This window comes from Pseudomonas sp. TE3895, from assembly GCF_056278855.1.
Genome location: NZ_JBWBQE010000001.1, coordinates 3947415 through 3967548, shown reverse-complemented (window position 1 = coordinate 3967548; position 20134 = coordinate 3947415). Strand labels below are relative to the sequence as shown.

At 63.2% G+C, this 20134-nt stretch carries 20 protein-coding genes and 1 pseudogene; 3 read left to right on the top strand and 18 right to left on the bottom strand.

The features are described from left to right. Window positions 1-114: 114 nt before the first annotated feature. From ACZ889_RS17815 to ACZ889_RS17800, 4 genes are read right to left on the bottom strand one after another with little or no spacing between them, the layout of a single operon-like run. Window positions 115-1068, bottom strand: coding sequence for a lysylphosphatidylglycerol synthase domain-containing protein (locus tag ACZ889_RS17815; RefSeq protein WP_180688029.1), 954 nt, complete (start codon window positions 1066-1068; stop codon window positions 115-117). Continuing rightward, window positions 1068-2270: a cardiolipin synthase ClsB gene (gene clsB / locus ACZ889_RS17810; protein WP_180688030.1), complete on the bottom strand. Its 1203-nt coding sequence runs from the start codon at window positions 2268-2270 to the stop codon at window positions 1068-1070. Before clsB ends, ACZ889_RS17815 begins: the two co-directional genes overlap by 1 nt. Further along, on the bottom strand, window positions 2267-3040 hold the full coding sequence (locus ACZ889_RS17805) for an endonuclease/exonuclease/phosphatase family protein (RefSeq protein ID WP_267827403.1): 774 nt from the start codon (window positions 3038-3040) through the stop codon (window positions 2267-2269). The genes clsB and ACZ889_RS17805 overlap by 4 nt, the downstream gene beginning before the upstream one ends. Continuing rightward, window positions 3037-4089 carry a DUF72 domain-containing protein gene (locus ACZ889_RS17800; protein ID WP_476257640.1) on the bottom strand — a complete coding sequence of 351 codons (1053 nt, stop codon included), beginning with the start codon at window positions 4087-4089 and terminating at the stop codon, window positions 3037-3039. The genes ACZ889_RS17805 and ACZ889_RS17800 overlap by 4 nt, the downstream gene beginning before the upstream one ends. Before the next feature lie 124 nt (window positions 4090-4213). Here ACZ889_RS17800 and ACZ889_RS17795 point away from each other — a divergent pair, with 124 nt between their 5' ends. After that, window positions 4214-4765 (top strand): ATP-dependent Clp protease proteolytic subunit, encoded by a 552-nt coding sequence (locus tag ACZ889_RS17795; protein ID WP_014862002.1) that lies wholly within the window; start codon window positions 4214-4216, stop codon window positions 4763-4765. Between the two features lies 1 nt (window position 4766). On the opposite strand, the gene ACZ889_RS17790 is transcribed toward ACZ889_RS17795, so the two are convergent. Then, window positions 4767-5165: an NUDIX hydrolase gene (locus ACZ889_RS17790; RefSeq protein ID WP_047602815.1), complete on the bottom strand. Its 399-nt coding sequence runs from the start codon at window positions 5163-5165 to the stop codon at window positions 4767-4769. 235 nt (window positions 5166-5400) lie between these two features. Here ACZ889_RS17790 and ACZ889_RS17785 point away from each other — a divergent pair, with 235 nt between their 5' ends. Together ACZ889_RS17785 and ACZ889_RS17780 are read left to right on the top strand one after the other, a co-directional pair. Then, the gene (locus ACZ889_RS17785; RefSeq protein WP_012052306.1) at window positions 5401-5610 is read left to right on the top strand and encodes a con-10 family general stress protein; all 210 of its coding nucleotides are present in this window, start codon (window positions 5401-5403) and stop codon (window positions 5608-5610) included. 165 nt (window positions 5611-5775) lie between these two features. Beyond that, window positions 5776-6045 carry a DUF6555 family protein gene (locus ACZ889_RS17780; protein WP_004374494.1) on the top strand — a complete coding sequence of 90 codons (270 nt, stop codon included), beginning with the start codon at window positions 5776-5778 and terminating at the stop codon, window positions 6043-6045. Window positions 6046-6242: 197 nt separating this feature from the next. On the opposite strand, the gene paaZ is transcribed toward ACZ889_RS17780, so the two are convergent. The 13 genes and pseudogenes from paaZ to paaH all read right to left on the bottom strand — a co-directional run bounded on the left by paaZ (window position 6243) and on the right by paaH (window position 20133). Further along, window positions 6243-8297 (bottom strand): phenylacetic acid degradation bifunctional protein PaaZ, encoded by a 2055-nt coding sequence (gene paaZ / locus ACZ889_RS17775; protein ID WP_476257639.1) that lies wholly within the window; start codon window positions 8295-8297, stop codon window positions 6243-6245. A gap of 37 nt (window positions 8298-8334) precedes the next feature. Further along, window positions 8335-9567: an OprD family porin gene (locus ACZ889_RS17770; protein WP_476257638.1), complete on the bottom strand. Its 1233-nt coding sequence runs from the start codon at window positions 9565-9567 to the stop codon at window positions 8335-8337. 39 nt (window positions 9568-9606) lie between these two features. Continuing rightward, a pseudogene (locus ACZ889_RS17765) lies at window positions 9607-11175 on the bottom strand (cation acetate symporter); the annotation flags it as partial. Beyond that, the gene (locus ACZ889_RS17760; RefSeq protein WP_004374508.1) at window positions 11166-11474 is read right to left on the bottom strand and encodes a DUF485 domain-containing protein; all 309 of its coding nucleotides are present in this window, start codon (window positions 11472-11474) and stop codon (window positions 11166-11168) included. The gene ACZ889_RS17760 and the pseudogene ACZ889_RS17765, both read right to left, overlap by 10 nt. Before the next feature lie 152 nt (window positions 11475-11626). Continuing rightward, complete coding sequence (gene paaE, locus ACZ889_RS17755; protein WP_476257637.1) at window positions 11627-12703, bottom strand: 1,2-phenylacetyl-CoA epoxidase subunit PaaE; 1077 nt, start codon at window positions 12701-12703, stop codon at window positions 11627-11629. 15 nt (window positions 12704-12718) lie between these two features. Continuing rightward, window positions 12719-13252 (bottom strand): 1,2-phenylacetyl-CoA epoxidase subunit PaaD, encoded by a 534-nt coding sequence (gene paaD / locus ACZ889_RS17750; protein ID WP_004577381.1) that lies wholly within the window; start codon window positions 13250-13252, stop codon window positions 12719-12721. Continuing rightward, complete coding sequence (paaC, locus tag ACZ889_RS17745; RefSeq protein ID WP_476257636.1) at window positions 13239-13997, bottom strand: 1,2-phenylacetyl-CoA epoxidase subunit PaaC; 759 nt, start codon at window positions 13995-13997, stop codon at window positions 13239-13241. Before paaC ends, paaD begins: the two co-directional genes overlap by 14 nt. An 8-nt stretch (window positions 13998-14005) precedes the next feature. Next, window positions 14006-14287, bottom strand: a complete 282-nt coding sequence (gene paaB / locus ACZ889_RS17740) for a 1,2-phenylacetyl-CoA epoxidase subunit PaaB (RefSeq protein ID WP_004374528.1) — start codon at window positions 14285-14287, stop codon at window positions 14006-14008. A gap of 25 nt (window positions 14288-14312) precedes the next feature. Continuing rightward, window positions 14313-15302 carry a 1,2-phenylacetyl-CoA epoxidase subunit PaaA gene (gene paaA / locus ACZ889_RS17735; protein WP_010954157.1) on the bottom strand — a complete coding sequence of 330 codons (990 nt, stop codon included), beginning with the start codon at window positions 15300-15302 and terminating at the stop codon, window positions 14313-14315. Between the two features lie 226 nt (window positions 15303-15528). Next, window positions 15529-16848 carry a phenylacetate--CoA ligase PaaK gene (gene paaK / locus ACZ889_RS17730; RefSeq protein WP_144000122.1) on the bottom strand — a complete coding sequence of 440 codons (1320 nt, stop codon included), beginning with the start codon at window positions 16846-16848 and terminating at the stop codon, window positions 15529-15531. A gap of 121 nt (window positions 16849-16969) precedes the next feature. Further along, window positions 16970-18190, bottom strand: a complete 1221-nt coding sequence (pcaF, locus tag ACZ889_RS17725; RefSeq protein WP_476257635.1) for a 3-oxoadipyl-CoA thiolase — start codon at window positions 18188-18190, stop codon at window positions 16970-16972. Continuing rightward, window positions 18183-18623 (bottom strand): hydroxyphenylacetyl-CoA thioesterase PaaI, encoded by a 441-nt coding sequence (paaI, locus tag ACZ889_RS17720; protein ID WP_192907410.1) that lies wholly within the window; start codon window positions 18621-18623, stop codon window positions 18183-18185. The genes pcaF and paaI overlap by 8 nt, the downstream gene beginning before the upstream one ends. Continuing rightward, window positions 18616-20133, bottom strand: a complete 1518-nt coding sequence (gene paaH / locus ACZ889_RS17715; protein ID WP_476257634.1) for a 3-hydroxyacyl-CoA dehydrogenase PaaH — start codon at window positions 20131-20133, stop codon at window positions 18616-18618. Before paaH ends, paaI begins: the two co-directional genes overlap by 8 nt. Window position 20134 lies beyond the last annotated feature (1 nt).

Sequence of the window (20134 nt, the reverse complement as noted above, 5' to 3'; positions counted from 1 at the left end):
CGCATGTCTTGCGCCGGGTTGGTTTCTTGGCGCGCGCCCCCGTAGGAGCGGGTTCACCCGCGAACACCGGCAAAGCCGGTGCCACGCAGCCAGCTCCAGCGCACACGGCCACTTTCAGGTCTGAGCAGGCTTGTCGCGCCGGCGCATGGCTTTGGCGCGCTTTTCCAGGATCAGGTAGGTCACCACCGCCAACAGCAGCGGAATCAGGTAGTACAACGTGCGGTAGCCGAGCAGGGCAGCCACCAGCGTGCCCTGGGCCATCTGCCCGTGCAGCAGGGCCAGAAACACCGCTTCCAGCACGCCCAGCCCCGCAGGAATATGCGCCACCACACCGGCCACGCAACTGATCAGCAGGATGCCGAGAATCGATGGGTAGAACGCTTCGCCCGGCAGCAACCAGAAGATCAGCAGGGCCATCAGTGCCCAGTTGCTGGCACCCAGCGCCACCTGGCACAGCGCCAGACGCAGCGAGGGCAGGGTCACTTCGTGGTCGCGCCAGCGCCAGGTGCGCTTCTTGGCAAAACCACAGGCCAGCAGGTAGCCGCCCGCAATCGCCAGCAACAGCAGGCCGATCAGGCGCAGGCCTGTAGTGCCCACCGCCCAGTTGCCGGGCATCTCGACCAGGCCCAGGGCAAATACGGTACCGGCCAGCAGCATATAGCCCATCCAGTTGGTCAACAGCCCCAAGGTGAGGATTCGCGTAATGGTCGCGGTATCCAGGCCCAGTCGACCATAGAGTCGGTAGCGCAAGGCAACCCCGCCTACCCAGGTCGTGAAGTTGAGGTTGAAGGCGTAGCACACGAACGCGACTGGCAATACCTGCCGGGCAGGTAGCGTATGGCCGGTGTAAGCCCGGGCCAGCAGGTCGTAACTGGCGAACGCGAGGTAGCTGCTCAACGCGATCGCCAAGCCGATGGCAAGGGTGCCAGGCTTGTAGGCCAGCAAAGACTGGCGCACTTCGTTCCAGTCCAGGTTGCGCGCCAGCAGGTACAACAGCACAGGGATCAGGATCAGAAACGCGAGCGTGAACAGGCGTTTGCCCCAGGTCTGCCAGCTTTTGCGCGCCATCAGGAGTTACCCTCGTGCAAGTTGCCCTGGGGTTCGGCTTCCGGCTGCACCGAGCGCAAACGCTGCCGGTGCGCAGGGAACCATCCCGCAATGCGGGGGAAGTGGCGGATCACGTGGAAGCACACGAAGATCAACGGTGCTCGCCACCAGTAGCCGCGAATCATGCGCTCCAGGGTGACCGGTTTGCATTGCTCGCTGGCCAGTGCCTGCAAATGCTGGTGCAGTTGCTGGTTGAAGGCCCGATCACGAATGAACAGGTTGGCCTCCAGGTTGAACGACAGGCTCAGGGGGTCGAGGTTGCTGGAGCCAACAGTGGCCCATTGGTCGTCCACCAGTGCCACCTTGCCGTGCAACGGCCGTTGGCAGTACTCATGAATCATCACGCCGTCGCGCAACAGGTAGTTGTACAGCAGGCGCGACAGTGCGCGTACCCAGCGCATGTCGGGCTGGCCCTGCAAAATCAACCGAACCTCCACGCCACGCCGGGCTGCGTTGCGCAGCTCACGCATCAGCCGGTAGCCTGGAAAGAAATACGCATTGGCGACCACAATACGTTGCCGGGCTTTACGAAACGCCTGAAGGTAGTGTGCCTCGATATCGGTGCTGCGCATGCCGTTGTCACGCTCGATCAACACAGCACTGCTGCTACCGGCGGGCTCGGTAACCGGGCGTACCGCACTGGGTGGCTGCAGCACGGGAGACATCAGGCGCTTACTGGCTGCATGTACCTGCGCCACTACCGGCCCAGTGACCTCCACGGCATAGTCCTGCTTGGCCATGGCACCAAAGTCGCCTAAATGGTCGGCGCTGTAGTTGATACCGCCGATGAAGGCCCGCTCACCATCGACCACCACGATCTTGCGGTGCAAACGGCGAAACAGGTTGGTGCGCATACCCAACAAGCGGGGTTGTGGATCGAACGCATGAAAGCTGACACCCGCGTCGGTCATCGCTGAAATGAATTCAGCCGGCAGTTCGGCTGTGCCGTAGCCATCCGCGGCCACTTCCACGCGTACACCGCGCCGGGCCGCCTCGATCAACACCTGCTGCAATTGCTTGCCCACTTTGTCGTCGAAGATGATGAAGGTTTCCAGCAATATTTCTTCCCGCGCCTGGGCCATGGCCTCGAACACGCGGGGGTAGTACTGCTCGCCATTGATCAGCAACTGCACACTGTTGCCATCTACCCAAGGTCGGTTCACAGGTTGATCTCCGCAGCCAGTGGTACGTGGTCGGACAAATGCGACCACGGGTATTTGGACAGCACCTGGGCAGCGCCCGGCATCGCGTTTCGCAAGTAGATGCGGTCCAGGCGCAACAAAGGCAGGCGCGCGGGGAAACTGCGCGCCGGGGTGCCGAAGGCCTCTGTCAGGTGTTCACTGAGCACCGCGTCCGCCTTCAGCCGCCAGTCGTTGAAATCGCCGGCGATGATGACCGGCGCGTTGGGCGGCAGGCTGGCCAGCAGGTCTAGCATCAGCTTCACCTGGCGCTGCCGGTGTGCTTCGCGCAGGCCCAGGTGTACGCATACCGCATGCACCTCGTCATGGCCCGGCACCTCCAGTTGGCAATGCAGCAGGCCACGCTGTTCATTGCCCTGCACCGACACATCCAGGTTGTTGAAGCGGCTGATGGGGAATTTCGACAACAGCGCGTTGCCGTGGTCGCCATGGGGATACACCGCATTGCGGCCATAGGCGAACTGCGGCCACATGCTGTCGGCCAGAAACTCGTACTGCGGCGTTTCAGGCCAGGCAGGGTGGCGCAGGGCATGCTGCTGATGACTGCCGTGCACCTCTTGCAAAAACACCAGGTCTGCGCCGGTGGCCCGTACGGCCTCGCGCAACTCGGGCAAGATGAAGCGCCGGTTGAAGAAGGTGAAGCCTTTGTGCACGTTCAGCGTCAACACATTGAGCCGGCGTACAGCGGTCACCTTGTCGATGATGCAGCGTGGGGCGGACAGGGTCTTGTTCACAAGGCCACCTCCGGCACAACGCCTGGCTCGGTCATCAGCTCATGGTCCAAGGACAGCTTTTGCAGCAAGCGCCTGGCGTCGTATGGCGCGTGAACCTTCTGGTCATTGTCGAAGTAGCAATACACATCCCGTGCCGCACACCGAGGCGGCGGCCCCGGCACGATCAGGTGGGCATCGTCCGCCTGGTTACCTTCACTCCATTGCTGGATACGCTGCTTCCAACGCCGTAGCGCGCGTGCGGTATATCCGCTGCTGTACAGCTCCACATCCCCGTGCAGGCGCATGTAGACGAAGTCGGCGGTCACATCTTCGACACAGGGCCATTTGCCGGCGCTGTCGGCAACCACCAGCGCCACGTGATGTTTGCGTAACAGCTTGATGAAGGCTTCACAGAGGAAACTTTCGTGGCGAATTTCCACCGCGTGACGCAAGCGTGCATTGCCCTTGATGGCAAGGCTGCCATTACCCTTCAGGCGCTCGGCGCAGCCTTGGGCGCGTTCACGGGCCGCTTCGCGGGTATGTGGCAGCAGCGCCAGGAACCGGGCAAAACGGTCTTCATCGAATTTCATGTTGGGAGGGAACTGCCACAGGAACGGCCCGAGCTTTTCGCCCAACAGCAGCGGCCCGGAGGCGAAAAAATTGGCCATTGGCTCTTCGATTTCCTTCAGCCGCCGGACATGGGTGATATAGCGCGGCCCCTTGACCGCGAACACGAAGCTTTCCGGCGTTGCTTCACGCCAGCCCAGATAGCGCTCGGGCGTCTGCAGGCTGTAGAAGGAGCCATTGATCTCGATGCTGTTCACCGCCCGTGAAGCGAATGCCAGTTCATCGTCCTGTCTCAGGCCTTTGGGGTAGAAGTCCTTGCGCCAGGGGCCATAGCGCCACCCGGAGATACCGATGCGAATATCGCTCACGCTGCCGTCCTCACTGCCGGTTCCTTGTTCGGTCGCTCTGAAGGTGCGACCGGCAAAGGCCAGCGAGGGTTCACAACGCTTGACCAACGGAAATGCTGACGCCGAGTTGAACTTTGCGGCAGCTGGCGTTTCCACCGCATACCCGTTTCATGGAAGGGTGCCAGGATGACATTCGAGCGTTTCGCCCACTGCCAGATGGCCGGGCTGGGCGACGATGGGCAAAAGAACAAGCAATGACCTGCCACCCGTGGAGGCAAGCATGGCCAGACATATCATCCACTTCACCGGACCGATCAATTCGTCTACCTGCGGCAACCTGATCACGACCTGCTCACGGGCATTGCAACAGGGTGCCGAGCTTCTGCAACTGAACATCGCCACCATGGGCGGCGAATGCAGCTATGGCTTTACCCTGTACAACTTTCTGCGGGGGTTACCCGTAGAGGTGCATACCCACAACCTGGGTACGGTGGAATCCATGGGCAATATCCTCTTCCTTGCCGGAGCGCGACGCACGGCTTGCAGTTTCAGCAAGTTTCTTTTCCACCCGTTTCATTGGACCTTGCATGGTTCGGTGGACCATTCGCGGATGTCCGAGTATGCGATGAGCCTGGATTACGACCTGCGCCTGTATGCGCAGATCGTGGCCGAGCGCACCAAAGGCGCGGCCGAGGTCCTGGATGTACCGCGCTATCTAATGGCCTATCCAAGGATACTGGCGCCGCGGGAGGCGCTGGAAAACGGAATGATCCATGCCATCGACGAGATGCCGATCGCGTCAGACGCCGTTCAGTGGAGTGTGCACGCCTAGCTTACCGAACGGACGCCGCCGTGCCCGCGTCACAAGCCAGCAAGGAGCGGATCAGGGCCTTGATCTCGCCCTTCACCACAGCCACCTGATCCAGGTGGGCAAAGCGGCAGTCGGCAATTTCGTGCCGGGCCTTGGGCTGCGGTGCTTCGGCAAACTCCGCTGCGAACACGTAATGCACACGCTCTGGCGTTTCATGGCGCATCAACAAAACCAGCGATTCAGCCTGTAGCCCAGTCTCTTCCAGCAACTCCCGCTGCGCGGCCTGCATCGGCGTCTCGCCGGGCTCGATCTTGCCGCCTGGAAGGGTCCAAGGCGCCTTGGGCTTTCTCACCCACAACCACTTATGGCGCTGCTTGCCATGCCGGCAAATGATGGTGGCGCGATGCTTGACTGGTTTCATTCCGGCTCCTGGGCGATTCCTTTATTGCATGAAGTTTCGGCCCTGGATGGCAATAAACGTTGCGTTGAAGCTGACGAACGGTCACTTCCAGCACGCAAACAGCTTGCCTGCGTGTTTTTCGTGCCACCGGTCAGCTGATCGTAAAACCATTGAGCACAGCGACAAATCGGGGGCTCGGAAGTTAGGCATGGCACCGATTCATGCGATCAGCCAATCCATCGCAAGGAGAAACGACATGGCGCAGGACCAAGAGCGAACCCGCCAGCGCGGCGGCACCAAGGAAACCAACCCAGGTAACTTTGCCAATGACCGCGAGAGGGCATCGCGCGCTGGCCACAAGGGTGGCCAGGCATCTGGCGGCAACTTTGCCAACGACCGCCAACGGGCGTCGGAAGCCGGACGCAAGGGGGGACGCAACAGCCACGGCGCAGGCCGCAGCCAGTGAGTGGGGCTTTCGCTGAACGGCAACTCCCCACAGGTGCCCAGCAGCGATTTCGGGGTAGCCGCCCCGGAATCGCGCCATGACATTTTGTTAGACAAAATTTTGAATCTTCTGGCCACCGCCCGATCAATCAAAATGTCATCCATGGAGAAGAGGAGGCCCCCTGCGATGCCTAGCCCACAGTTGTACATAATCGATTACAAACTGCATGACCAGCCGCGCAGTTTCATCATTCGCCTGGAACGCCTGGACAATGCCGAGGCCTGGCATTGGGCAAGTTGTGATGCGGGCATCGGCATCATTCCCAAGTTCGGTCGCGAGAAAATCAGGAAGGTCAGTCGGCCGATGGCCGAGCGTTACGGCATTACCGCCGTGAGCTGGCGGATTTCGGGGAGCAAGCCTAACCAGTCGGTGGGCGATCCGGCGGCGATGGTCTAATAGCTCGCGTGCAACCGGTAAAGAAACTGCAGGAGCGGAGATGCCCGCTCCTATAGGGTACGTAGATACCGTGAACTGTCCTTAAGCGGCTTGAGCAGCTACCGGCCTCTTCGCGGGTGAACCCGCTCCTACAAAGGGCACTGGGCATTACCGATCAGAGGCGGCTTGCCCGAGAGGAGGCCAGTAGCTTCAACCCCTCATTCTGGTTTTTTCAGCACCAAGGTCAGGATGTCATAGCTGGCCACCAACTCACCCAGCTGATTGGTCACCTCCACATCCCACGCCACCACCCCCTGCGGCTGCCCCAGCGGGCTGGTCTTGCCTTGGTCGATCTTGCGCTTGCAGGTCAGGCGCGCCTGGATGGTATCGCCAATGCCCACCGGGTTGATGAAGCGCAGGGTGTCCAGCCCATAGTTGGCCAGCACCGGTCCGGCACCGGGCGACACAAACAGCCCGGCCGCTGCCGACAGTACGAAGTAACCGTGGGCAATGCGCTTACCGAATTGCGACGCCTTGGCGGCGATTTCGTCGAAGTGCATGTAGAAATGGTCGCCTGACAGGCAGCCGAAATTGACCAGGTCAGCTTCTGTCACGGTGCGGCGATGGGTGAGCAGCGACTCGCCGATACGCAGCTGCTCGAAGTAGCGACGGAACGGGTGCACGTCGGTTTCGATCACGTCGCCGCCGCGCACGTACTCGCCGGTGACCGCCGTGAGCATGCTCGGCGAGCCTTGCACGGCGGCGCGCTGCAGGTAGTGCTTGACCGCACGCAGGCCACCCAGCTCTTCACCACCACCGGCGCGGCCCGGGCCACCGTGCTTGAGTTGCGGCAGCGGCGAGCCGTGCCCAGTGGACTCCTTGGCAGCCTGGCTATCGAGCACCAGCAGTCGGCCATGCCAGGCAGCCGCCACCGGGATAGCCTTGGCGGCCACGCTGCGGTCGGCGGTGACCAGGGTCGCCACCAGGCTGCCTTTGCCACGGGCAGCCAGTGCCAAGGCTTCGTCGAGGTCGTCATAGGCCATCAGCGTACTGACCGGGCCGAACGCTTCGATATCGTGGGCGCCGCCCTCGGCATGTGGGTCGCGGGCCTGCAACAAGGTTGGCGCAAAGAACGCGCCTTCAGCCACGCCTTCGCCACGCGGGGCAAAGCCATCGCTGGCGCCGAACAGCTGATCACAACTCTGCAGCAGGCTGCGCACCCGCTCGCCGACATCGCGCTGCTGGTCATGGGAGGCCAGGGCCCCCATGCGCACACCTTCCAGCGACGGGTCGCCAACCACGACCTTGCTCAAGCGTTCGCGCAGGCGGGTGGCCACGGCATCCAGGTGCCTGGCCGGGACGATCGCACGGCGTATGGCGGTGCACTTCTGCCCGGCTTTAGTGGTCATTTCACGCACCACTTCCTTGATGTACAGGTCAAACTCTTCGCTGTCCGGTGTCACGTCCGGGCTGAGGATGGCGCAGTTGAGCGAGTCGGCCTCGGCAGTGAACGGCACCGAGTTGCGAATCAGGTTGGGCGTCACGCGCAATTTGGCAGCGGTATCGGCGGACCCGGTGAAGGTCACCACGTCCTGCCCCTGCAGGCGGTCGAGCAGGTCGCCGGTGCTGCCGATAACAAGCTGCAGGCTGCCTTCGGGCAGCAGGCCGGAGGCATTCATCAGGCGTACCACGGCCTCGGTCAAATAGCTGGTCGAGGTCGCCGGCTTGACGATGCAGGGCATACCGGCGAGGAACGTCGGGGCAAACTTTTCCAGCATGCCCCAGATAGGGAAGTTGAACGCGTTGATGTGCACCGCAACGCCTGCCCGTGGCACCAGGATGTGACTACCGGCGAAATGGCCTTGCTTGCCCAACGGTATGGCTGGCCCTTCGTGCACTAGGTTACCCGACGGCAGCTCGCGGCTGCCGATGCCGGCATAGGAGAACAGCGTGGCGTTCCCGCCTTCGATGTCGATCCAGCTGTCGGCCCGGGTGGCGCCGCTGTGGTGCGACAGGGCGTAGAGCTGCTCCTTGTGCTCGGCCAGGTACAGGGCCAGGGCTTTGAGGCGTTGGGCACGTTGTTGGAAATCCATGCCCATCAGCGAGGCAAGACCGCGTGCACGCGCGTAGTCCACAGCTTCGGCGAAGTCCGGGCGCTCTTCATGGCTGTAGGCCAGTACGTGGCCGTCGAGGGCGCTGCGCAGGGCCTGGGCGCCGTGCTGGCCGAGCCAACGGCCGGCGATGAAACTTTGCAGAGTAGGGGCGGCAGACATGCTGTTCTCCATGCTGTTCAAAATGTGAGGGGCGCTGTTACCACAGCGCCAGGGTGTAGCCGATGATCAGGCGGTTTTCGTCCACGGCGTTGGTCAGGCCGTTGCCGGAGCGGAAGGTGACATTGCGCCAGCGCAGGCTGACGTCCTTGAACGGGCCACTCTGGATGACATACGTGATGTCGGTGTCGCGCTCGCGCTCACGGCCATTGGTCACGGTGGCAGTTTCCGCGTGGCGACCGTCGGTGTAGCGGGTCATGAAACTCAGGCCGGGGATGCCCATGGCAACGAAGTCGTAGTCGTAACGCACTTGCCAAGAGTCCAGCCCGGCCCGGGTGAAGGTGTTATAGGTGACCAGGTTGACGGTGAACGGGTCGCCGCCGTTGACGAACGGGAAGGCGCTGTCACCGGACATCTGCTGCCAGGTGGCGGTGAACTTGTGCGCCCGCACGCCCAGGGTGAACATGGCGTTGAAGTTACGGTTGTCGATGTTGCCGCCACGCTCGGCACCGTCGTTGCGGCTGTCGAAGTAGCGCAGGTCACTGCGCAGGCTCACACCTTCTGCCAGTGGGCGGGTGTCGATCAGCCCGACGAACTGCTGACGGTAGATGTCCTGGAGCTTGGCGTAGTAATAGCTGACCGTGGTTTGCGGGGTGATGGCGTAGCTGCCACCGCCAAAGTCCAGGTGGTCACTGCTGGCAGCGCCATAGCCGATGTCGTCGCGGCCAGAGGAATCACGCAGGTTGGCCTTGGTCAGGCGTCCGGCATTGAAGGTGAGGCCATCGAGGTCCTGACTGGTGAGCAAGCCACCCTGGAAGGTGGACGCCAGCAGGCGGGTGTCGTTGTACACCACCACCGGCAGGATCGGCTGCAAGGTGCCCAGCCGCAAGGTGCTCTTGGACACGCGAACCTTGCCGGTCAGGCCTAGCTCGCTGTAGTCGTCGACCGGTTCGTGGCTGTTCGGGCCAAAAGGCAGCAGGCCGGTGTTGCGACGGTCGCGGCTGGAGTCGAGCTTGATGCCCAACTGGCCCAGCGCGTCCACGCCAAAACCGACCGGGCCCTCGGTAAAGCCCGATTCCAGCTTGGCGGTAAAGCCCTGGCCCCATTCCTCGGCCTTGGCCTGCGGGGCGTTGCTCTGGCGAAAATCACGGTTGATGTAGTGGTTGCGCAGCTCCAGGCGTGCATGGCTGTCGCCGATGAAGTCGGCCAGCGCGGGCATGGGCAGGGCGAGGGTGGCCAGCCAGGCAGCTGACATGAAGTGTGTGCGGTTCATTGTTGTTGTTTTACCCGACATGTCTGTTCGTCCTTGATGTCAGTGTTTGCTGGCGCCAGCCGCGCCGATACCGGTCATGGAGCGGATGAACTGGCCCAGGTAGCGACCACGCTCTTCAACGGCACGTTCGGAGCTGTCGGTAACCGAGAACACCCAGGCACTGAGGAAGGCCAGGCTCATGGAGAACAGCGCAGGGTTGCTGTAGGGGAACAGCGCCGTTTCGTTGTGCAGCACGTTGACCCACACCGCCGGGCCCAGCACTACCAACAGCACCGCCGAGACCAGCCCGGCCATGCTGCCGCACACCGCGCCGCGGGTGGTCAGGCCTTTCCAGAACATGGAAAGGAGCAGCACCGGGAAGTTGACCGAAGCGGCCACCGCCAGCACCAGGCCGGAGAGGAAGGCAATGTTCTGCGACTCGAACATCAGGCCCAGGATCACCGCCAGCAGGCCGATGACCAGCGTGGCAATGCGTGACACGCGCATTTCCTCTTGCTCGGTAGCCTTGCCTTTGCGCATCACGCAGGCATACAGGTCGTGGGACACCGCCGATGCCCCGGACAGCGCAAGGCCAGCGACCACAGCCAGAATGGTGGCGAAGGCGACGGCTGAGATGAAGCCGAGGAACAGGTTGCCACCCACGGCCTGGGCCAGGTGCACGGCGACCATGTTGCCGCCACCGATGATGGCGCCAGTGGCGTCGCGGTAGGACGGCTCGGTGCCGACCATGACGATGGCGCCAAAGCCGACAACGATCAGCAACAGGTAGAAGTAACCAATGAAACCGGTGGCGTAGAACACGCTCTTGCGTGCTTCCTTGGCATCACTGACAGTGAAGAAGCGCATCAGGATATGCGGCAGGCCAGCGGTGCCGAACATCATGCCCAAACCGAGGGAAATAGCGTCCACCGGGTTGGACAACAAGCCGCCTGGGGCCATGATCGCCTGGCCCTTGGCATGCACGGCCACCGCACTGGCAAACATGGCCTCGGTGCTGAAGCCGAAGTGCTTGAGCACCATGAAGGCCATGAAGCTGGTGCCTGATAGCAGCATTACCGCCTTGATGATCTGCACCCAGGTGGTGGCGAGCATGCCACCGAAGGTGACATAGGCAACCATCAGCACCCCGACCAGCATCACGGCGTACAGGTAGCTGATGCCGAACAGCAGCTCGATCAGCTTGCCAGCGCCGACCATTTGCGCCACCAGGTACATCAGCGCCACCACCAGGGTGCCGAAAGCCGAGGTCAAGCGCACTGGGGTTTGCGCCAGCCGGTAGCTGACCACGTCGGCAAAGGTGTACTTGCCCAGGTTGCGCAGGCGCTCGGCAATCAGGAACAGGATGATCGGCCAGCCCGCCAGGACACCAAGGGCATACAACAGGCCGTCGTAGCCGTTCATGAACATCATCGCGGAAATGCCCAGGAACGAAGCGGCACTGATCATGTCGCCAGCGATTGCCAAGCCGTTCTGCATACCGGTCAAGCCGCCGCCGGCGGTGTAGAAGTCACTGGCCGAGCGGGTGCGCAGGGCCGCCCAGCGGGTGACCAGCAGGGTGAAGCAGACAAACACCATGAACATCGAAATGGCGGTCCAGTTCATTGTGCGCACTCCTGCTTGACCTTGTCATTGAGTGGGTCGAGCACGTTGTTGGCGCGGTGCACATAGATGCCGGTCAGGGCAAAGGACAGCAGCACCATCAACACGCCCACCAGCATGCCGACCGTGGTCACGCCGCCGCTGAGGGACTGGCCGAGGGTGCTGGGCGAAAACGCAACCAGCAGGACGAAGCCGTAGTACACCACCAGCATGGCCAGGGTCAGGCTGCCGTTGAGGCGGCGCTTGCGCCGCACCAGGTGCTGGAAGTCGGGGTGGTTGGCGATGCTTTCTATGCGTTCGGGTGTCATGGCAAGCGATCTCTTGGTTTTGTAATTGTTGTGTTGAGGTCACGCGGGGTATTGCGTTGTTGCGTAGGCCCTCTTCGCAGGTAAGGATGCCGCCCTAAGGCCTTGCGCAGGCCCTGTAGGAGCGGGTTTACCCGCGAAGCAGTCGACTCGGTCTACAGCTGGTCGAAATCAAGCACCACCTTGTCGCTCACCGGGTAGGTCTGGCACGACAGCACATACCCGGCCGCCACTTCGTAATCTTCGAGGGCATGGTTGCTGTCCATCTCCACTTCGCCCTCGATCACCCGGCACTTGCAGGTGGAGCACACGCCGGCCTTGCACGAGTAGGGCAGCTCGGCGCCAATGGCGTTACCGGCGTCCAGCACGTTCTGGGTGTTGCGCGCCAGGTCGAAGCTCAGTGCCCGGCCGTCGCTGATCACGGTGATGTGGCTAAGCGCCGAATCCACCTGACGTGCCGCCTCACGGGCTTCGCGGCGGGCCTCGCTGCCGGCGGCGGCGAACAGCTCGAAGTGAATGCGTTCCTTGGCCATGCCGTTGGCCTGCAGGCTGTCACGCACGGTCTCGGTCATCGCCTGCGGGCCGCAGATGAATGCCGCGTCCAGCCCGGCAACGTCCAGCCAGCGCGAAAACAGCTGGCCGCATTTGTCGGCGTCGATGCGGCCGTTGTACAGGTCGACGTCCTGCTGTTCGCGGCTGAACACGAAAATCAGGTTCAAGCGGTCGAGGTAACGGTTTTTCAGGTCTTCGAGCTTGTCGCGGAACAGCGCCCCCGAACTGGAACGGTTGCCGTACAGCAAGGTGAAACGGCTGTGCGGCTCGCTGGCCAGCGTGGTGGCGATGATCGACAGTATCGGGGTGATGCCGCTGCCGGCAGCTACCCCCAGATAGTTGCCCTGGCGAGCCGGGTCCAGAGGCACGAAGAAGCTGCCCGATGGCGGCATCACTTCCAGTTGCTGGCCGGCCTTGAGCACTTCATTGGCAAACGCCGAGAAGCGCCCGCCCGGTACGCGCTTGACGGCCACGCGCAGTTCGCCGTCCTGTACGGCGCTGCAGATGGAGTAGGAGCGGCGGATTTCTTCGTTGTCCAGCTGTGTACGCATGACCAGGTACTGGCCCTGAGTGAAGCGGAACTGGTCCTGCAGGTGCTCGGGCACATCGAAGGCAATCGATACCGCATCACGGGTCTCATTGCGCACTTGCTTGATGGTCAGGCTGTGAAACTGGCTCATGGTGGTCTCCACGGCTCAAATGCATTTGAAATAGTCGAATGGCTCCAGGCACTCGCGGCAGCGGTACAGCGCCTTGCAGGCCGTGGAGCCGAACTGGCTGAGCAATTCGGTATGGGCGCTGCCGCATTGCGGGCAGCACACCTGGGGGGCTTCGCCGAGCAGGCTGCGCTTGCTGGCGCTGCCTTGCGGCGGCGCAATGCCATAAGCGCGCAGGCGCTCGCGGCCCAGTTCGCTGATCCAGTCGGTGCTCCAGGCCGGGGTCAGCCGGCGCTCCAGGTCTGGCGCGGTGAAACCGGCCTGTTCCAGCGCCTGGCGGATATCCCCTTCGATGACTTCGGTGGCCGGGCAGCCAGAATAGGTCGGGGTGACCACCAGGTGCAGGTGGCCGGCGCGCCAATCGACATCGCGCACGATCCCCAGGTCGACCACGCTGACCACCGGCACTTCAGGGTCCATGACCTGGCCCAATACCGCCCAGGCGCGAGCCAGGTCGTCGCCTTGCTGTGCCCGCGCGCCGCGGTCGCCGGCAATCAGTTCACCAGGTTGCATCGGGGTAGGCCCTTGGCAGGAACTGCATTTCGGCCAGCAGCAGGCCCAGATGCTCGGTGTGCAGGCCTTTGCGGCCATCCAGGTAGAAGTGGCTGGCGGCCTTGGGCAGCGGCAGTTCGACCGAAGCAAACGTCGCGGCGACCTGCTTCAGCCAGGTGGCGCCGACGGTAGCGGGATCGGCGCCGATACCGCATTCGGCCAGACGGACTTCGTTGTCGCTGCCAGCAGTCAGTTCGACGGTGAAGCGCCACAGTGCCGGGATAGCGGCGAGCATGCGCTGGCGGCTGGCATCGGTACCACCGCCCAGACGTTGTGCCCATTCGCTGGACCGGCGCAGGTGGTAGGTGACTTCCTTCAGGGCCTTGGCGGCAATACCGGCGATTCGCGTGTCGCTGGACTCGACCAGCTCCTGCAGCACGGCGAAGTGCCACGCGTCGTAAAGGAACTGCTTGGTCATGGTCACGGCAAAGTCACCGTTGGGTTGCTCGACCAGCAGCAGGTTGCGGTAGGCGCGCTCGTCACGGCGGAACGCCAGGGCATCGGCATCCCGGCCATCGTCGAGCAGCTCGGCGGCATACTCCAGCCAGTTGCGGGCCTGGCCGACCAGATCGAGGCCGACGTTCATCAGGGCCAGCTCTTCCTCGATGGCCGGGGCGCGGCCACACCACTCACAGAGGCGCTGGCCCTGGACCAGGGCGCTGTCGCCGAGCAACAGCAGATAGGGGATAAGGGCTTCTTTATGCATGGCCCACCTCACATGTGTCCGACTTCGTCGGGCAGCTCGTAGAAGCTGGCATGGCGATAGACCTTGTCGTCCGAGGGGGCGAACAGCGGGTCTTTCTCGTCGGGGGAGGAGGCGGTGATCAGCGCCGAAGGCACCACCCACAGGCTCACACCTTCGCTACGGCGGGTGTAGAGCTCGCGGGCGTTCTCGATGGCCATGGCGGCATCGGCGGCGTGCACGCTGCCGACATGCTTGTGGTTAAGGCCGTGCTTGCTGCGCACGAACACTTCGTAGAGGGTCCAGACAGACATTTTCGATCTCCGCATCAATCGCCGCTCAGGCGGCGTTCTTGTTCTGTTGCTTGCGCGCATAGGCCACGGCGGCCTCGCGTACCCAGGCGCCGTCCTCGATGGCCTTGCGCCGGGTGGCGACACGTTCCAGGTTGCACGGGCCATTGCCCTTGATCACTTCGTAGAACTCGTCCCACTGGATTTCGCCAAAGTCGTAGTGGCCGCGCTCGGCGTTCCACTTCAGCTCAGGGTCAGGCGCAGTGCAGCCAAGCAGTTCCAGCTGCGGCACGGTCTGGTCGATGAAGCGCTGGCGCAGTTCGTCGTTGGTCTGGCGCTTGATCTTCCAGGCCATCGACTGGGCGCTGTTGGGTGAGTGTTCATCGCTCGGGCCGAACATCATCAGCGCCGGCCACCACAGGCGGTTGATGGCGTCCTGAACCATGTCGCGCTGGGCTTGGGTGCCCTGGCGCATCATGGTCAGGAGCATTTCGTAGCCCTGGCGCTGGTGGAAGCTCTCTTCCTTGCAGATACGGATCATCGCGCGGGAGTAGGGGCCGTAAGAGGTGCGCTGCAGCACCACCTGATTGACGATGGCGGCGCCATCCACCAGCCAGCCCACAGCGCCCATGTCGGCCCAGCTGAGGGTGGGGTAGTTGAAGATGCTCGAGTACTTGGCCTTGCCGCTGTGCAGTTTGGCGATTTCTTCGTCGCGGTCCGCCCCCAGGGTTTCCATGGCGCTGTACAGGTACAGGCCGTGGCCGGCTTCGTCCTGAATCTTGGCCATCAGCTGCAGTTTGCGCTTGAGGCTGGGGGCACGGGTAACCCAGTTGCCTTCGGGCAGCATGCCGACGATTTCAGAGTGGGCGTGCTGGGAGATCTGCCGGATGAGGGTCTGGCGGTAGGCCTCGGGCATCCAGTTCTTGGCTTCGATCTTGATTTCGGCGTCGATCTTTTCCTGGAAGTTGCGTTCCTCGGGGGACATCTCTTCCAGCGACTTGATGCGCTTGACTCCGGTTTCCACTAGCTGTGCGTACATGTGCTGCGACTCCTGCTAAGGCATGAGTCATTTGTAAGCGATACAAAACATAACGTCAAACACATTTATGTGTATCAGGTAAGATTTGTGTATCACATTGCCGGCCAAGGGGCTGTTGCAGCCCACTCTCGGCACAAGGCTGCGCCTGCATCAGCGCGTGCCCGAGGGAACGCAGGCAAAAAAAAGGCCCCGGACAATGCCGGGGCCGAAATGGCAGCTGATTGGGTCAGCTGGCCAACCGTTTGTCGAACACATGGCACGCCTTGCCCTCGGAGCGCTTGAGCGTGCCGCAGGGCTGTAGGTGCACCTGGGTGCTGATGCCGATGTAAGTCTTGATCTGTTTGGTCAACTCCCCGACAACCAGCTTGCGCTGGCCTTCGTCAAGGTGCTGGCACTCTGCGCGCAGTTCCACATGCACCTGGACACTGTCCAGGTTTCCATTGCGATACAGATGGATCTCATACAGCTCTGAAAGCTGTTTTATTTTTAGGACCTGTTCCTCGATCTGGGTCGGGAACACATTGACGCCGCGAATGATCAGCATGTCGTCACTGCGGCCGGTGATCTTGCCGATCCGCCGCATTGGCCGAGCGGTGCCCGGCAGCAGCCGGGTGAGGTCGCGGGTGCGGTAGCGCACCATCGGCAATGCCTCCTTGCTCAGCGAGGTGAATACCAGCTCGCCCAGTTGGCCATCCGGCAGCACCTCGCCGGTGGCAGGGTCGATGATCTCGGGATAGAAGTGGTCTTCCCAGATGGTCGGGCCGTCCTTGGTCTCTATGCACTCCATTGCCACCCCGGGCCCCATGATTTCCGAAAGGCCGTAGATATCGAGGGCATTGATGCCCAGGCGCTGCTCGATCGAGCGGCGCAGCTCGTCGGTCCACGGCTCGGCACCAAAAATGCCCAGGCGCAGCTTGAGGTGGTGGGGGTCGATACCCTGGCGCTCGATTTCATCAGCCAGGTTGAGCATGTAGGACGGGGTGACCATGATGATGTCGGGCTGGAAGTCGCGAATCAGCTGCACCTGCTTTTCGGTCTGCCCACCGGACATGGGGATCACGGTGCAGCCCAGGCGTTCGGCACCGTAGTGCGCGCCGAGCCCGCCGGTGAACAGCCCGTAACCGTAGGACACATGCACCTTGTCACCTTTGCGCCCGCCGGCCGCACGAATCGAACGGGCAACCACATTGGCCCAGGTGTCGATATCGTTCTGGGTGTAGCCGACCACCGTCGGCTTGCCGGTGGTGCCACTGGAGGCATGCAGGCGTACCACTTCTTCCTGGGGCACGGCAAACATGCCGTAGGGGTAGTTGTCGCGCAGGTCGTTCTTGCCGGTGAAGGGGAACTTCGCCAGGTCTTCCAGGCACTTGAGGTCATCGGGGTGGGCGCCGCTCTCGGCAAAGCGCTGGCGGTACAACGGCACATTGTCGTAGGCGTGCTTCAGGCTCCAGCGCAGACGCTCCAGCTGGTGCTGGCGCAGGGCGTCGACGCTGGCGGTTTCCATCGGGTCCAGCAGGGCACGATCGGCATCATGGTACATGTTCATGGCTTCACTCGAATTGTTCTTGTACGCCGCGCGCCAGCGGTTGCAGGCCACGCGGTGAGTGTCATGGAGGCAGCATATACGGCTGCGTTCAGTTCGGTAACAAGCGCAGGGTCTGAACCGCTCAGAGGCGCTCGATGATCATGGCGATGCCTTGGCCTACGCCGATGCACATGGTGCACAGGGCGTAGCGGCCGGCCGTTTCTTCAAGCTCGTGCAAGGCTGTGGTCACCAACCGGGCACCGCTCATGCCCAAGGGATGGCCCAGGGCGATGGCGCCGCCGTTGCGGTTGACTCGCGGGTCGTCGTCGGCCAGGCCCAGCTCGCGCAACACGGCCAGCCCCTGGGCGGCAAAGGCCTCGTTGAGTTCGATGACGTCCAGGTCAGCCAGTGCCAGGCCGGTGAGCGCCAGCACCTTGCGGGTCGCAGGCACCGGACCGATGCCCATCAGCCTGGGCTCAACCCCGGCCACCGCCATGCCGACGATGCGCCCGCGCGCCTTCAGGCCATGGCGGCGGGCCGCGGCGCTGCTGGCCAGCAGCAGGGCGCAAGCGCCGTCATTCACACCGGAGGCATTACCCGCCGTTACGCTGCCGCCTTCACGAAACGGCGTGCCGAGCCGAGCCAGCTGCTCCAGCGTGGTGTCGCCGCGCGGGTGCTCGTCATGCTCGACCACTTTGGCTGGGCCTTTACGCTGCGGGATTTCGACCGGCACGATTTCCCGCGACAGGCGGCCGCGGGCCTGAGCTGCTGCTGCCTTGTGCTGGCTGCGCAGGGCAAAGGCATCCTGATCGGCGCGCGAGATGCCGAACTGTTCAGCCACGTTTTCAGCCGTTTCCGGCATCGTATCGATGCCGTAGGCGGCCTTCATCAGCGGGTTGACGAAACGCCAGCCGATCGTGGTGTCGAACAGCTCGGCCGCACGCCCGAATGCCTGCTCCGACTTACCCATCACAAACGGTGCACGCGACATGGATTCCACGCCACCGGCCAGCATGAGCCCCGCTTCACCGCAGCGCAGGGCACGTGCCGCATTGCCGATGGCATCCAGACCGGAACCGCACAGGCGGTTGATCGTGGTCCCTGGTACTTCGAGTGGCAGCCCGGCCAGCAGGCTCGCCATGTGAGCCACGTTGCGGTTGTCCTCGCCGGCCTGGTTGGCGCAGCCGAAGATGACGTCATCAATGGCTTTCCAGTCCAGTTCGGGGTGGCGCTGGATCAAGGCTTTGAGCGGGATGGCCGCCAGGTCGTCGGCGCGCACACTGCTCAGGGCTCCGGCATAGCGGCCAATAGGGGTGCGCACGGCGTCGATGATCAAGGCATCGGCGTGGGTCGGTTCATTCATCTTGCGTCTCCTGCGCCAGCACGGTGCCGCGCACTTTGTAGGATTTGCCATGGAACATCGCCACCAGCTCACCACGCTGGTTGTCGATGCGCACGTCGTATAGGCCGGTGCGGCCTTTGCGGCTGACTTCGCTGGCGTGGGCGGTGAGCACGTCATCGCGCAGCGCCGGGGCCAGGTAGTCGATGCTGCACCCCAGCGCCACCGTGGCCTGGTCGTAGCTATTGCAGGCGAAGGCGAACGCCGAATCGGCCAACGCGAACAGGAAACCGCCATGGCAGGTGCCATGCCCCTGGATCATGTCGGCACGTACCGCCATGCGCAGGCTGGCCCGGCCTGGGCCGGCATCCAGCAGGCTGATGCCCAGGCCCTGAGTGGCCGGGTCGCGGGCGTACATGGCGTCGGCACAGGCTTGTGCCAGTTCCACTTCAGTCATGCAGGGTGCCTCCTTTGGCTTCACAGCGGCGCAACAACAGGGAAGGGCGGTAGCGGCTCTCGCCGTAGCTGCGCTGCAGGTTGTCGAGCACGGCCAGGGTGTGGGCAAGGCCGATGTCTGCGGCCCAGGCCAGCGGGCCGCGGGGGTAATTGACGCCGGCGCGCATGGCCAGGTCGATGTCGGCGGCGCTGCCGACGCCCTGAAGCACCGCATCGGCGGCCTCGTTGGCGAGCATTGCCACGGTGCGCAGTACCACCAGGCCGGGCAGGTCGGCGACACCGGTCACTTTCAGGCCGGCACGCTGCAGCAAGGCTACGGCGTGGTCGCGGGCGCTGTTAGTGGTGTCGGCGGACAAACTGATGGCAAGGCGGGTGGCGCTGCTGTAGTCCAGCGCCAGGTCGAGCAGCACAAGGTTGCGAAGGCCGTCTTCGCGGGCGCGCTGGCTGGCCAGGCGGCCATCGGACAGTGCCAGGGTGGCGTCGCCCACCTGGATCAAGCCACTACCGGCGCGCTGGGTCACGGCAATGCCGCTTTGGCGAAGGCGCTCGACCAGCGGCTGCATCACCCCCAGGTTGCCCTCGACAACGCAGGCCTCTGCGCAGGCGGAACTGTGCAGTTCGGCCGGCTGCGGGCGCTCGACGCCTTCGGCATAGCGATAGAAGCCTTGGCCGGTCTTGCGGCCCAGGCGACCGGCGTCCACCAGTTCCTTCTGCACCAGCGAAGGCTGGAAGCGGAAATCGCCATAGAAAGCTTCGAATACTGAACAGGTGACAGCGTAATTGACGTCATGGCCAATCAGGTCGGTCAGCTCGAACGCCCCCATGCGGAAGCCGCCAGCGTCACGCATCAGCGCATCCAGGCTGGCGCAATCGGCGGCACCTTCCTGCATCAGGCGCAGGCTTTCGGCATAGAACGGCCGCGCTACCCGGTTGACGATGAAACCCGGTGTAGAGCGTGCATGTACCGGCTGCTTGCCCCAGGCCTGGGCAGTGGCGTAGATGCGTGCGGCCACTGCCGGGTCGGTTGCCAGGCCCGACACCACCTCGACCAGCGCCATCAGCGGTGCCGGGTTGAAGAAGTGCATACCGACCACGTGCTGCGGGCGTTCAAGGCCAGCGGCGAGGCTGGTGATGGACAGTGACGAAGTGTTGCTGGCAAGGATACAGTCGGCTGCGCACAAGGTTTCGAGCTGACTGAACAGCGCTTGCTTCACCTGTAGGTTTTCGACGATGGCTTCAATCACCAGGCCGGCATCTGCCAAGGCTTCGAGTGTATCGACCGGGCACAGGCGGGCATTGATCGCTTCGCGTTCAGCGGCCAGCAACTTTCCTTTGTCCACCAGCCGGGCCAGTTGGCGATCGATACCCGTCACCGCCTGGGCGGCAGCACCCGGGCGGTTGTCGTAGAGCTTGACGGGGTGGCCGGCCTGGGCCGCGACCTGGGCGATACCGGCGCCCATGGCGCCGGCACCGATCACCGCCACCTGCACATTGCTTGCGAGTGCGCCCATG